The organism is Streptomyces sp. NPDC111516 (assembly GCF_055635345.1).
Genome location: NZ_JBVKBV010000006.1, coordinates 54,656 through 67,950 on the forward strand (window position 1 = coordinate 54,656; position 13,295 = coordinate 67,950).

General features: G+C 72.8%; 9 protein-coding genes. 1 reads left to right on the plus strand and 8 read right to left on the minus strand.

The window, feature by feature from the left end:
* Nucleotides 1-109: 109 nt before the first annotated feature.
* From ACZ7L9_RS14210 to ACZ7L9_RS14240, 7 genes are all read right to left on the minus strand, one after another.
* The gene (locus ACZ7L9_RS14210) at nt 110-1,270 is read right to left on the minus strand and encodes an acyl-CoA dehydrogenase family protein (RefSeq protein WP_471415301.1); all 1,161 of its coding nucleotides are present in this window, start codon (nt 1,268-1,270) and stop codon (nt 110-112) included.
* Entirely contained in the window at nt 1,267-3,240 is a 1,974-nt protein-coding gene (locus ACZ7L9_RS14215; RefSeq protein ID WP_471415303.1) for an acetyl/propionyl/methylcrotonyl-CoA carboxylase subunit alpha, read from the minus strand. Before ACZ7L9_RS14215 ends, ACZ7L9_RS14210 begins: the two co-directional genes overlap by 4 nt.
* Before the next feature lie 8 nt (nt 3,241-3,248).
* Nucleotides 3,249-4,856, minus strand: a complete 1,608-nt coding sequence (locus ACZ7L9_RS14220; protein ID WP_471415305.1) for an acyl-CoA carboxylase subunit beta — start codon at nt 4,854-4,856, stop codon at nt 3,249-3,251.
* Entirely contained in the window at nt 4,853-6,574 is a 1,722-nt protein-coding gene (locus ACZ7L9_RS14225; protein ID WP_471415307.1) for an acyclic terpene utilization AtuA family protein, read from the minus strand. The genes ACZ7L9_RS14220 and ACZ7L9_RS14225 overlap by 4 nt, the downstream gene beginning before the upstream one ends.
* A complete protein-coding gene (locus tag ACZ7L9_RS14230; protein ID WP_471415309.1) occupies nt 6,571-7,365 on the minus strand; it encodes a TIGR03084 family metal-binding protein in 795 nt (264 codons plus the stop codon). The genes ACZ7L9_RS14225 and ACZ7L9_RS14230 overlap by 4 nt, the downstream gene beginning before the upstream one ends.
* Before the next feature lie 209 nt (nt 7,366-7,574).
* Nucleotides 7,575-7,994, minus strand: coding sequence for a hypothetical protein (locus tag ACZ7L9_RS14235; RefSeq protein ID WP_471415692.1), 420 nt, complete (start codon nt 7,992-7,994; stop codon nt 7,575-7,577).
* A gap of 87 nt (nt 7,995-8,081) precedes the next feature.
* Nucleotides 8,082-9,059: an EamA family transporter gene (locus ACZ7L9_RS14240; RefSeq protein WP_471415311.1), complete on the minus strand. Its 978-nt coding sequence runs from the start codon at nt 9,057-9,059 to the stop codon at nt 8,082-8,084.
* Between the two features lie 151 nt (nt 9,060-9,210).
* Here ACZ7L9_RS14240 and ACZ7L9_RS14245 point away from each other — a divergent pair, with 151 nt between their 5' ends.
* Nucleotides 9,211-10,122 carry a LysR family transcriptional regulator gene (locus tag ACZ7L9_RS14245; RefSeq protein ID WP_471415313.1) on the plus strand — a complete coding sequence of 304 codons (912 nt, stop codon included), beginning with the start codon at nt 9,211-9,213 and terminating at the stop codon, nt 10,120-10,122.
* Nucleotides 10,123-10,135: 13 nt separating this feature from the next.
* Here ACZ7L9_RS14245 and ACZ7L9_RS14250 read toward each other — a convergent pair whose 3' ends face one another.
* Nucleotides 10,136-12,982 carry an FAD-binding and (Fe-S)-binding domain-containing protein gene (locus ACZ7L9_RS14250; RefSeq protein ID WP_471415315.1) on the minus strand — a complete coding sequence of 949 codons (2,847 nt, stop codon included), beginning with the start codon at nt 12,980-12,982 and terminating at the stop codon, nt 10,136-10,138.
* Nucleotides 12,983-13,295: the final 313 nt, after the last annotated feature.

The following is a 13,295-nucleotide window of genomic DNA, read 5'->3' on the forward strand; positions in this document are numbered from 1 at the left end:
GTGGCAGCGAGCCGGGAGCGTTCAAGCGCGCGTGCATGGTCTGCGGTGCCCTCGCTCGCGTGCACGGACAGCGACCGGTCGCACTCGGCCGTCCGGCACACGGCTCGGGTCAGTACGACTTGGGGAGACCCAGGGACTGGTGGGACACGTAGTTCAGGATCATTTCCCGGCTGACGGGGGCGATCCGGGCGACGCGGGCGGCGGCGATCAGGGACGCGAGGCCGTATTCGCGGGTGAGGCCGTTGCCGCCGAGGGTGTGCACGGCCTGGTCGACGGCTTTGACGCAGGCTTCGCCGGCCGCGTACTTCGCCATGTTGGCGGCCTCGCCGGCACCGATGTCGTCGCCCTCGTCGTACAGTCGGGCGGCCTTCTGCATCATCAGCCGGGCCAGTTCCAGTTCGATGTGGGCCTGGGCGAGAGGGTGGGCGATGGCTTGGTGGGAGCCGATGGGCTCCTTCCACACCTGGCGGGTCTTCGCGTACTCGACGGCGCGGGCGAGTGCGTAGCGGCCCATGCCGATGCCGAATGCGGCGGTCATGATGCGTTCGGGGTTGAGCCCGGCGAAGAGCTGGAGCAGCCCGGCGTCCTCTTCGCCGACGAGGGCGTCGGCGGGCAGCCGAACGTCGTCGAGGACCAGCTCGAACTGCTTCTCGGGGGCCTGGAGTTCCATGTCGATCTGCGAGCGCTGGAAGCCGGGTGCGTCACGCGGAACGATGAAGAGGCAGGGCTTGAGTTTGCCGGACCTGGCGTCCTCGGTGCGGCCGACGACGAGGGTGGCGTCGGCGATGTCGACGCCGGAGACGAAGACCTTGCGCCCGGTGAGCAGCCAGTCCTCCCCGTCCTTGCGGGCGGTGGTGGTGATGCGGTGCGAGTTGGAGCCCGCGTCGGGTTCGGTGATGCCGAAGGCCATGATGAGGCTGCCGTCGGCGAGGCCGGGGAGCCACTTCCGCTTCTGGGCTTCGGTGCCGAAGCGGGCGATGACGGTGCCGCAGATCGCCGGGGAGACGACCATCATGAGCAGTGGGCTGCCTGCTGCGCCCAACTCCTCCAGGACGATGGAGAGTTCAGCCATTCCGCTGCCTCCGCCGCCGTACTCCTCGGGGAGGTTCACGCCGAGGTAGCCGAGCCACGCGGCTTCGGTCCACAGCTCGCGCGGGTGGGCTCCCTCGCGCACGACGGAGGTCAGGTAATCCCGCCCGTAGCGCTTCCCGAGGGCGGCGACGGCTGCGCGCAGGGCCTGGTGCTCATCGGTTTCGAGGACGGTGCTCATGCGTTCTCCTCAGGGTCTGCGGGTTCGGTGGCGGCGTCCGCGGGGTCGGTGACGACGGCGAGCAGGGTGCCGACGTCCACCTGGAGGCCGGGAGCGGCGTGCAGTGCGGTGAGGGTTCCGGAGGCGGGGGCGAGGATGCGGTGTTCCATCTTCATCGCCTCCAGCCAGATCAGCGGCTGCCCGGCCTCGACCGCCGCCCCGGCCCCGAGCCCGTCCGCGACACGGACGACGGTGCCGGGCATGGGGGCGAGCAGGGAGCCGGGTTCGGTCCGCTCGGTGGGGTCGGTGAAGCGGGGCAGGGCGGTGAAGGTGTACGAGCCGGTGGCGGTGTCCACGTACGCCTTGTCCCGGTGCAGGGTTACGGCGAAGTGGCGGGTGACCGGGCCGACTTCGAGGGTGACGTGGCCGGGGCGGGCGGCGATGACCCGTTCTCCGGTTTCGGGGACGGGGCCGGTGCGCCCGGTGCGGTAGGCGGCCTCGTGTTCGGCGCCGTCGGGTTCGGCGCGGTAGCGCTTGACCTGGGGTTGCGAGGAGATGTTGCGCCAGGCGCCGAAGCGGGCGGGGCCCGGACCGGGGCCGTGCTGCCGGGTGGCGGCGTCGGCGAGGGCGGCGGCCAGGGCGGCGAGGCGCGGCTCCGCCTCGTCCGGGGGTGCGGTGAGGTCGGCCAGGTGGCGGTCGTAGAAGCCGGTGTCGAGGCGGGCGGCGCGGAAGTCGGTGTGGCGCAGGGATCGTACGAGCAGGTCGCGATTGGTGACCGGGCCGTGGATGCGGGCGCGTTCCAGGGCGCGGGCGAGGAGGCGCAGGGCTTCGTTGCGGGTGAGGGCGTGCGCGATGACCTTGGCGAGCATCGGGTCGTAGTGCACGCCGATGGTGTCGCCGCCGGTGTATCCGGTGTCGAGGCGCAGTCCGGGTGCGTCCGGCACCTCCAGCGTGAGCAGTGCTCCGGTCTGCGGCTGCCAGTCGCGGGCGGGGTCCTCGGCGTAGAGCCGGGCCTCGACGGCGTGGCCGTGCGGCTCGGGGGGTGCGGTGGTGGGCAGCGGTTCGCCTTCCGCGACGCGCAGTTGCAGGGCGACGAGGTCGAGTCCGAAGACCGCTTCGGTGACGGGGTGTTCGACCTGGAGGCGGGTGTTCATCTCCAGGAAGTACGGCTGCCCGTCGGCCCCGAGGAGGAACTCGACGGTGCCCGCGCCCCGGTATCCGACCGCGCGGGCGGCGGTCACGGCGGCCTCGTGCAGCCGGGTCCGCAGCGCGTCGTCGAGCCCGGGTGCGGGGGCCTCCTCGATGACCTTCTGGTGGCGTCGCTGGAGTGAGCAGTCCCGGGTGCCGAGCGCCCAGACCCCGCCGTGTTCGTCGGCCATGACCTGTACCTCGACGTGCCGGCCGCGCTCCACGTACGGCTCCGCGAAGACCTCACCGTCCCCGAAGGCGGCAGCGGCCTCGGCCGAGGCGGCCGTCGACTCGGCCGGCAGGTCGGCGAGTCGGCGTACGATCCGCATTCCGCGCCCGCCGCCGCCCGCCGCCGCCTTCAGCAGCAGCGGCAGGTCGTCGCCGCCGGCCTTCGCCGGGTCGACGGGTGCGAGCAGCGGCACTCCGGCGGCGGCCATCAGTTCCTTGGCGCGGGTCTTGGACGCCATCAGCTCGATGGCCTTGACCGGCGGCCCCACCCAGACGAGTCCGGCGTCCTGCACGGCCTGAGCGAATACGGCGTTCTCGGAGAGGAAGCCGTAGCCGGGGTGGACGGCGTCGGCGCCCGCCGAGAGCGCGGCGCGTACGACGAGGTCGCCGCGGAGATAGGTGTCGGAGGGGGTGGCGCCCGGCAGCCGTACGGCGGTGTCCGCCTCCCGTACGTGGAGCGCGTCGGCGTCCGCGTCGGAGTACACGGCGACGGTGGCGATGCCGAGCGCGCGGCAGGTGCGGAAGATCCGGCAGGCGATCTCGCCCCGGTTGGCGACGAGCAGTGTGGAGATCATCTGTGGCCTCACATCCGGAAGATTCCGAAGCCGCCGCGGGCGCCTTCCACCGGGGCGGTATGGATCGCGGACAGGCACATCCCGAGGACGGTCCTGGTGTCGCGCGGGTCGATGACCCCGTCGTCGTACAGCCGCCCGGACAGGAACATCGGCAGCGACTCGGACTCGATCTGCTGCTCGACCATGGCGCGCAGCGCGGCGTCGGCCTCGTCGTCATAGGGCCGGCTCTTCGCCGCGGCCGAGGCGCGGGCGACGATGGACAGCACCCCGGCGAGCTGCTGCGGGCCCATGACGGCGGACTTGCTGCTGGGCCACGCGAAGAGGAAGCGCGGGTCGTACGCCCGGCCGCACATGCCGTAGTGCCCGGCTCCGTACGAGGCGCCCATCAGCACGGACAGATGCGGGACCTTCGAGTTCGACACCGCGTTGATCATCATCGCGCCGTGCTTGATGATGCCGCCCTGTTCGTACTCCTTGCCGACCATGTAGCCGGTGGTGTTGTGCAGGAAGAGCAGCGGAATGTCGCGCTGGTTGGCGAGTTGGATGAACTGGGCGGCCTTCTGCGACTCCTCGCTGAACAGCACCCCTTGCGCGTTGGCGACGATGCCGACGGGATAGCCGTGAAGCGTGGCCCACCCGGTCACCAGGCTGGTCCCGTACAGCGGCTTGAACGCGTCGAAGTCCGAACCGTCGACGAGCCGGGCGATCACCTCGCGCGGGTCGAAGGGCACCTTCAGATCGCCGGGCACGATGCCGATCAGCTCGTCCTCGTCGTACTTCGGCGGTTCGGCGGGCCCCGGATCGGCGTGCGCCTTGCGCCAGTTGAGGCGGGCGACGATCCGGCGGGCCCGGCGCAGCGCGTCCTGCTCGTCGACGGCGAAGTGGTCGGCGAGCCCGGAGGTGCGGGCGTGCATCTCGGCGCCGCCGAGCGATTCGTCGTCGCTCTCCTCACCGGTCGCCATCTTCACCAGGGGCGGTCCGCCGAGGAAGACCTTGGACCGTTCCTTGATCATGACGGTGTGGTCGGACATGCCGGGGACGTACGCCCCGCCCGCGGTCGAGTTCCCGAAGACGACGGCCACGGTCGGGATGCCGGCCGCCGACAGCCGGGTGATGTCGCGGAACAGTGCCCCGCCCGGAATGAAGATCTCCTTCTGTGCGGGGAGATCGGCGCCTCCGGACTCCACGAGGCTGATGCAGGGCAGCCGGTTGGCGAACGCGATCTCGTTCGCCCGCAGGGCCTTCTTCAGGGTCCAGGGGTTGGAGGCGCCGCCGCGTACGGTCGGGTCGTTGGCGGTGATCAGGCACTCCACGCCCGACACCACTCCGATCCCGGTGACGAGCGAGGCGCCGACTGTGTACCCGGGGGCCTCGCTGCCCCAGGCGGCGAGCGGCGAAAGCTCCAGGAACGGGGTGTCCTGGTCGATCAGCAGCTCGATCCGTTCGCGGGCCAGGAGCTTGCCGCGGGCGCGGTGCCGTTCGGCGTACTTCTCGCCGCCGCCCGCCCGCGCCTTGGTGTGCTCGCCGGCCAGCTCGTCGAGCTTCGCGAGCATGGCCGCGCGGTTCGCGGCGTATTCGGGGCTCGCGGTGTCGAGCCCGGTGGGCAGGACGGTCATGCGTTCACCTCCGGTGCGTGGACGGCTTCCAGCAGCGATACGGGAATGGGGAGGCGCCGGGACCGGAGCCACTCCCCGACCGCCTTGGCCTGCGGATCGAACCGGTGCCGGCCCGCGACGCCCTCGCCGAGCAGCCCGTGGACGACGAAGTTCAGGGCGCGGAGGTTCGGCAGGACATGGCGTACGACGGTGAGGGGGGCGGTCTCCGGCAGCAGCTCCCGGAACCGGTCGACGGTCAGCTCGTGGGCCAGCCACCGCCAGGCGTCGTCGCCGACCACCCACACCCCCACGTTGGCGTCCCCACCCTTGTCCCCGCTGCGGGCGCCCGCGACCCGGCCGAGCGGGGCGGTCCGGGTGGGCCCGGCGGACGACGGCAGCGGTTCGGGCAGCGGCGGCTCGTCGGCTTCCCGGAGCAGCCGCGTGTGTACGGGAGGTGCCTGGCTCTCGCGCCGCCCGTCGGGGAGTACGGCGACGTGCGGGACCTCGCCGGCCGGTACGTATCTCGCCTCGAACACCCCGTACGGCTCGCCCTTTCCGGGCGGGGCGGTGACATGGAAGCCCGGGTAGCTGCCGAGCGCGAGCTCGACGGCGGCACCGGAGACCGCGCGTCCGACGGTCTCCGGGTCCTGGTCGCGGACGACGAGCCGGAGCAGCGCGCTCGCGGTCTCCTCGGTGGCGGCGCCGGCCCGGTCGGTCCGCACCAACTCCCACCCCACTTCGCCGGGTCGGCTGCCGGACCGGGCGAAGGAATCCGCGAACTGGTCCCGCACCAGCTGCGCCTTGGCGTCGATGTCGAGCCCGGTGAGCACGAAGACGAGCTCGTTGCGCCAGCCGCCGAGCCGGTTGAGGCCGGCCTTGAGGGTGGGTGGCGGGGCCTCGCCGCGCACGCCGGATATCCGCACCCGGTCGGGGCCGTCCTGGGTCAGCGTCACGGTGTCGAGCCGGGCGGTGACGTCCGGCCCGGCGTACCGGGCCCCGCCGGTCTCGTACAACAACTGGGCGGTGACGGTGCCGAGATCGACAACTCCGCCCGTGTGGTCGTGCTTGGTGATGACGGACGAACCGTCGGCATGGATCTCGGCGACGGGGAAGCCGGGCCGACGCACGTCGTGGCCACGGAAGAACGAGTAGTTCCCCCCGGTGGCCTGGGTCCCGCACTCCAGTACGTGTCCGGCGACGACGGCCCCGGCGAGCGCGTCGTGGTCGTCGTGGCCCCAGCCGAAGTGGGCGGCGGCGGGTCCGGTGACGAGGGCGGCGTCGGTGACCCGCCCGGTGACGACGACATCGGCGCCCGCGGTCAGACAGGCGGCGATCCCGGCGCCGCCGAGGTAAGCGTTGGCGGTGAGATACCCCTCCGGTACGGGGAGGCTGTCGCCCTCCACATGGGCGACGTGCACGGGCACGCCGACCTTCCGCGCCAACTCCCGCACGGCTTCGGCCAGTCCGGCCGGATTGAGCCCTCCGGCATTGGTCACGATCCGCACCCCGCGCTCGTGGGCGAGCCCGAGGCCCTCTTCGAGCTGGCGCAGGAAGGTGGTGGCGTACCCGCGACCGGGGTCCTTGAGCCGGCTCCGGCCGAGGATGAGCATGGTCAGCTCGGCGAGGTAGTCGCCGGTGAGAACGTCGAGCGGCCCACCGGTGAGCATCTCGCGCACGGCGTCGAAGCGGTCTCCGTAGAACCCGGAGGCGTTGCCGATCCGCAGGACCTGCCCGGTCACTTCCCGCCTCCCCGGGCCGCCCGGCCGGGGCCGGGCGGCCCGGCGAACGCCTGGGCGATGTCGAGCCACCGGTCGGCATCGGGGCCGGTGGCCCGGACGGCCAGGTCGTCGCGGTGGGCGCGCTGGGTGACGAGGAGACAGAAGTCGACCAGTGGTCCACCGACGCGCTGCGATGCGCCTTCGGCACCGAACGCGATCACCTCACCGTCGGGCCCTTCCAGTTCGACCCGGAACTCCTCCTCGGGCGCCTCGATGCCCCGTACCAGGTAGGCGTAGTCCCTGGCCCGCACCCCGATCCGGGCGACGTGCCGCAGCCGGGCGGTGGGGGTCCTGGTGACCCCGAGGGCGTCGGCGATGTCCTGGCCGTGCGCCCAGGTCTCCATGATCCGGGCGGTCGCCATGGAGGCGACGCTCATCGGCGGCCCGTACCAGGGGATACGGGCCCCGGCCGGCGCGTCCCGCAGCACCGCCTCAAGCCGCTCCCGCCCGCGCCGCCACCGCGCGAGGAGTGCCACCGGATCCAGCACGGCCAGTTCCTCGGCCCCCCGGTCGACAAAGGTCTCGGGGGCCTCCATCGCCTTGGTGGCCTCCCGGGCGAAGGCGTCGGCGTCGGTCGCGGCCAGCAGGGCGACCTCGTCGGTCCAGGCGAGATGGGCGATCTGGTGCGCGATGCTCCAACCGGGGGCAGGGGTCGGCGCGGCCCACTGCCCGGCGTTCAACTCCCGTACGAGTACGTCGAGTTCCTGGCTTTCTTCGCGCAGATCGTCGATCACGGCTGCGACATCGGGCACGGTGCGCTCCCCTCGGGGCAGGCGATGTGCCCAGGAGCATGGCAGCGGACCCATAAACAAGCAAGCATGCTTGCATTATTTTCTGCCCCGCAACCGGAGCGCCGGCGGGCTGTGCGCCCACCGCGTCCGGCAGCACCCTGCGCCTTCCAGGACGAGTTCGAACCGGGCCACCGGCCGGTGAGCCGAACCGGAACGGTCCTGGCAGGACGTCACTGCACGTCGGTGCGGCCCAGCCAGCTCGGCCGGACCGGCACCCCGTCCGCGTATCGCTCCACCGTCGGCGATGCGGGCGACGGCGGTGACGGCGGAGGTGGCGGCACCGCGGCGGCCGGCTCCGGTTCGACCGGCTCCGGTTCAGCTGCGGGCGGGGGCGGTGCGGCGCTGTCGTCCAGCAGCTCCGCCACCGTGAACCGGGTGCTGAAGGACTGCCAGGCGCCGTCGATCACCAGCAGGAAGCCGCCACCCTCCCGGAAGAGCCGACGGCGCTTCGGGCTCCGGGGGTGCTCCGGCGTATGGTTCCGGGCGCGCCGCTCCAGCTCCACCAGGGCGTCTTCACGTGTGCCCTCCACGTGCGCCAGCACGTATGCCTCCGCGTGCTTGCGCTCCCCCATCCCCACGGTCGTCTCCATGACCAGTCCCCAAGTCGCCACGCGCCCCGCCCCTTTCCGTTCGGATCAGGAGCAAGCCTAAAAGGAGCTCACAACATGGGCGGGCGGTCAGGTGTGGTCGCGGCCCTTCCCGCTCCGCACCTGGCTGCGCACCGCACCCATGCTCGCGCCGATGACCAGGGCGATGGCCAGCGCATCCGTCGCGGAGAGGGCCTGGTCGAGGATGAGGAAGCCGGCCGCGGCCGCGATCGCCGGTTCCAGGCTCATCAGGATCGCGAAGGTGGGCGCGGGCAGACGGCGCAGCGCCATGAGTTCGAGGGTGTACGGGAGGACCGAGCTCAGCAGTGCCACCGCCGCGCCCAGCCCCAGCGTGGACGGGACCAGCAGTTTCGAGCCCGACTCCAGGATGCCGAGGGGCAGGGAGAGGAGCGCGGCGACCACCAGTGCCAGGGCCAGCCCGTCCGCCTGGGGGAAGCGGCGGCCGGTGCGGGCGCTGAAGACGATGTACGCCGCCCACATGGCGCCCGCGCCCAGGGCGTACGCGGCGCCCACCGGATCGAGCCGGTCGAAGCCCCCGCCGCTCAGCAGCACCACGCCGCCCAGTGCGAGGCCCGCCCACACCACGTTGATCAGCCGGCGGGAGGCGATCACCGAAAGGGCCAGCGGGCCCAGCACCTCCAGGGTGACGGCCGCGCCCAGCGGGATGCGGTCGGCGGCCTGGTAGAAGAGTGTGTTCATGCCGCCCATGGCCACCCCGAACGCGAGGACCGTGCCCCAGTCGGCGCGCGTGTAGCCGCGCACCTTCGGGCGGCAGACGATCATCAGAACGAGCGCGGCGACGGCCAGGCGCAGGGTGACCACCCCGAGCGCTCCGGCCCGCGGCATCAGCAGGACGGCGATCGCGGCGCCGAACTGGACGGAGAGACCGCCGGCGACCACCAGCGCGACCGGGGCGAGCGCTGCCCCGCGGCGCCCGGGGCGGGCAGGTGCCGCCACCTCGTCCAGGGCGGGCACCGCCTCCGGTACGGCGACGGCCGCGGCCCGCCCCGTGGCCGCCGCGTCTGCTGCACTGCGCTGGTCGTTCACCTGGGGTGTTCCTCCCGAGCCCAAAAAGTTCATTTCAATGCACTGCTCGATTGAAGATACTGCACTCCCACCATGCGGCACCCGCTCTTACGGTAGGTATCTCCGCGTGGCACGTGAAATGCCTGCTGTGCTCCCGTTATGCTCCCCGCGCATGAGCCTGGGACGCAGCGGTGACGGTCGTACCGGAAGCCCGTCGAGCCGCGGCATCGAGATCCGCCATCTGCGCGCCTTCCTCGCTGTCGCCGACGAGGGCAACGTCACCCGCGCCGCCGCCCGGCTCCACCTCACCCAGCCCGCGGTCTCCCGTACGCTCGCCGCCCTGGAGCAGCACCTCGGCATCCGGCTCGTCGACCGGTCCACCCACCATCTCGTCCTCACGCCCGAAGGCATCGCCTTCCGGGACAAGGCCGCCGTCGCGATCGCCGCGTTCGACGAGGCGCTCGACGCGGGCGGGCCGCGCCACTGGCCGCTGCGGATCGGGCACGCCTGGTCCGCGTTCGGCCCGTACACCACGCCGTTGCTCCGCCGCTGGCAGGAGCGGTACCCGCAGATCCCGCTCGAACTGCTCCGGATCGACGACCGCACCGCCGGGCTGACCCGCGGCGAGGTCGATGCCGCGCTGCTGCGGGGGCCCGTCGAGGCGCCGGGGCTCGTCACCGAGGTGCTGTTCGACGAGGACCGGGTGGCGGCCGTCGCTGCCGACGGACCGCTCGCCGGGCACGCCGTGCTCACTCTCGCCGATCTGGCGGGCAGCACCGTCGTCCTCAACACCGTCTCCGGCACGACCACCGTCGACCTGTGGCCGCCGGATACCCGGCCCGTCGCGACGCTCACCGTCGCCAACACCGACGACTGGCTGACCGCCATCGCGGCGGGGCGCGGCGTCGGGGTCTCCGCCGCGTCCACCGCCGGGATGCACCCGCACTCGGGGGTCGCCTACCGCCCGCTCGTCGATGCCCCGACCGTCCCCGTCCTGCTGGCCCGGCGCGACACCCCGGGCCATCCCGCGCTGCCGAAGCTCGCGGCGCTCGCCCGCGAGATCGTGCGCTCGGCAGCCCCGTGACCGGGCCTCGGCGCTACCCCGCGTCCAGCCCCTCCGCCAGCACCTCCGCCAGATGCCGGGCCCGCACACCGCCCAGCTGCTCCAGCTGCGTCCGGCAGGAGAAGCCGTCCGCCAGGAACTCCGTGCCGGACTCCGCGGCCCGTACCGCCGGCAGCAGGGTCTCCTCGGCGCAGGCCGCCGATACCTCCCAGTGGCCGCGCTCGAAGCCGAAGTTTCCGGCCAGTCCACAGCAGCCGCCGCTCAGTTCACCGGTCAGTCCGGCCCGTTCGCGCAGGCGGCGATCCGCCGCGTCGCCCAGGACGGCGTGCTGGTGGCAGTGGGTCTGGCCGGTGGCCGGGCGGTTCAGGCGCGGGGGCTGCCAGTCGGGGGCGTACTCCTCCAGGTACTGCGCCAGGGTGCGGACCGAGGAGGCCAGTCGCGCGGCACGCGGGTCGTCGGGGAGGAGTTCGGGCAGGTCGGTGCGGAGGGTGGCGGCGCAGCTCGGCTCGAGGACGACGAGCGGATCGCCGAGGGAGCCGTCCATCCGGTCCAGGGTGCGGCGCATCACCTTGCGGGCCTGGTCCAGCTGCCCTGTTGACACATAAGTGAGGCCGCAGCACAGCCCGCGGCCGGGCAGCAGTGTTCGGCGGCCGGCCGCTTCCAGGACCCGGACCGCCGCCCGCCCCACCTCGGGCGAGAGGTGGTTGGTGAACGTGTCGGGCCAGAGGGTGACTGTGCGGTCGCGCGGCAGGATCACCGTCCCCTTGCCCCGGTGCCACCGGGTGAACGTCTCGCGCGCCAGCACCGGAAGCGTTCGCTCCGGGGCGATCCCCGCCAGCCGTTTGGCCAGGGCTGCCAGGGGACGGATCCGGGCCAGGGCGTTCAGGAAGGGTGCGAACGGGGACGCGAGGCGCAGCCACTGCGGCAGCCGCCCCATCGCGTAGTGGGCGGCCGGGCGCAGCCGTCCCCGGTAGTGGTGGTGCAGGAACTCCGCCTTGTACGTGGCCATGTCGACGCCCACCGGGCAGTCGCTGCGGCAGCCCTTGCAGGACAGGCAGAGATCGAGCGCGTCGCGCACCTCCGTCGACCGCCAGCCGGCCGTGATCACCTCGCCCGCGAGCATCTCGTGCAGCAGCCGGGCCCGGCCGCGGGTGGAGTGCGCCTCCTCGCCGGTCGCGCGGAAGGACGGGCACATCACGCCCGCGCCCGTCGGCTCCGCCGTACGGCACTTGGCGACGCCCACGCACCTGCGTACCGCGGCGGAGAAGTCCCCGCCGTCGTGCGGGTAGCCGAACGTGACGTCCACCGGGCGCTTCGGCAGCACCTCGAAGCGGAGGTTCTCGTCGAGCCGGGCAGGGCGGGCGAGGATGCCGGGGTTCATGCCGCCGTCCGGGTCCCAGATGTCCTTGAACCGGGAGAAGAGGGCGACCAGTTCGTCCCCGTACATGCGCGGGAGCAGTTCGGCGCGGGCCTGGCCGTCACCGTGTTCCCCGCTCAGGGACCCGCCGTGCGCGACGACCAGGTCCGCCAGTTCCCCGGAGAAGCGGCGGAAGCGGGCGACTCCGTCGGCGTTCAGCAGGTCGAAGTCGATCCGTACGTGGATGCAGCCGTCGCCGAAGTGGCCGTACGGGGTGCCGCGCAGGCCGTGGGCGGCGAGCAGGGCTCGGAAGTCGCGGAGGTACGGGCCGAGGCGGGCGGGCGGTACGGCGCAGTCCTCCCAGCCGGGCCAGGCCTCCGTGCCGTCCGGCATCCGGGTGGCGGTGCCCGCCGCGTCCTCGCGGATGCGCCACAGGGACCGCTGCCCGGCCGGGTCGGTGACGACCGCACCGGCCGACGCGTCGGCCGCCCGGAGGATGCGCTCGGCGTGCGCCCGCGCCTCGGCCGGGGTTGCCCCGCCCGTCTCGACGAAGAGCCAGGCCGCGCCGCGCGGCAGCCCGGCCGGTTCCCGTACGAGATCGGCGGCCATGCCCTCGACGGTCAGCGGGTGGTACGGGAGCAGGCCGGCGGCGGCTTCGGCGGCCGCGGACTCGTCCGCGTAACCGAGTACCGCGAGCGCGCAGGCCTCCGGTACCTCGACCAGACGCACGGTCGCCTCCGTCACCACGCCGAGCGTGCCCTCGCTGCCGCAGAAGGCGCGGGCGAGGTCGGTTCCGCGCTCGGGGAGGAGCGCGTCCAGGGCGTATCCGGAGATGCGGCGCGGGAGTTCGGGAAATCCGGTACGCAGGAGGGCGAGGTTCTCGGCGATGAACTCGGGGAGACCGGGGAGGTCGCCGGGGAGACCGTCGGCGGGGCCCGGGAGGCCGGCCGGGGGTGCCGGCTCCCGGCCCCCGACCAGCCGCAGGATGTCGCCGCCGTAGCGGGCCACGGTCAGGCCGCGCACGTTGTCGGCGGTGGTGCCCCACGCGACCGAGTGCGCGCCGCAGGAGTTGTTGCCGATCATGCCGCCCAGCGTGCAGCGGCTGTGCGTGGCGGGGTCGGGGCCGAAGGTGAGTCCGTGCGGGGCGGCGGCGGTGCGCAGGTCGTCCAGGATCACGCCCGGCTGGACCACCGCGGTACGGGACCCGGCGTCCAGCTCGACGATCCTGCGCATATGGCGCGTGAGGTCGAGGACGACACCGGTGCCGGTGGCCTGCCCGGCGATGGAGGTCCCGCCGCCGCGCGGGACCACGGGCACCGCGTGCGCGCAGCAGACGGCGAGCGCGGCGGCCACGTCGTCGGCGTCGCGCGGGGCGACGACACCGAGCGGTACGCGGCGGTAGTTGGAGGCGTCCATCGTCGTCAGCGCCCGTGCGGCGGGGCCGAAGTCGACCTCTCCGCGGACCGCGGTGCGCAGGGCCTGTGCTAGTGCGTCGCGCTCCGTCGGTTTCTGATGTGCGGCCATGGGCCCAGGATGCCGCCGAACCGGTCACCCGGCGGCCCGCACCCGTGCGAGTCCCCCGAATACGTCCATACGAATACGCCAATACGTCGGAATACGTCGGAGGCTCAGACCGACCGGCAAATGGGGGGCGGTCGGTCTTAGTCACATACGTGACAGAGAACGCCACAAGCTCTTCCCAAAAGGAGCGTCAATTCTCATATAGTGACCACGACTTGTCTGGGAATCATCAGCTCCAGTTGTCGCGTTCACCCCCGCCGTACCGAACTGTCCCCGTCACACCCGCAGGCCACGCCTGCCCCGTAAGCCCCCATAA

What these genes read in the sequence shown, in the direction of transcription:
- ACZ7L9_RS14210 (WP_471415301.1), bottom strand. Translation starts at nt 1,270, where the DNA reads ATGAGCACCGTCCTCGAAACCGATGAGCACCAGGCCCTGCGCGCAGCC.
- ACZ7L9_RS14215 (WP_471415303.1), bottom strand. Translation starts at nt 3,240, where the DNA reads ATGATCTCCACACTGCTCGTCGCCAACCGGGGCGAGATCGCCTGCCGG.
- ACZ7L9_RS14220 (WP_471415305.1), bottom strand. Translation starts at nt 4,856, where the DNA reads ATGACCGTCCTGCCCACCGGGCTCGACACCGCGAGCCCCGAATACGCC.
- ACZ7L9_RS14235 (WP_471415692.1), bottom strand. Translation starts at nt 7,994, where the DNA reads ATGGAGACGACCGTGGGGATGGGGGAGCGCAAGCACGCGGAGGCATAC.
- ACZ7L9_RS14245 (WP_471415313.1), top strand. Translation starts at nt 9,211, where the DNA reads ATGAGCCTGGGACGCAGCGGTGACGGTCGTACCGGAAGCCCGTCGAGC.
- ACZ7L9_RS14250 (WP_471415315.1), bottom strand. Translation starts at nt 12,982, where the DNA reads ATGGCCGCACATCAGAAACCGACGGAGCGCGACGCACTAGCACAGGCC.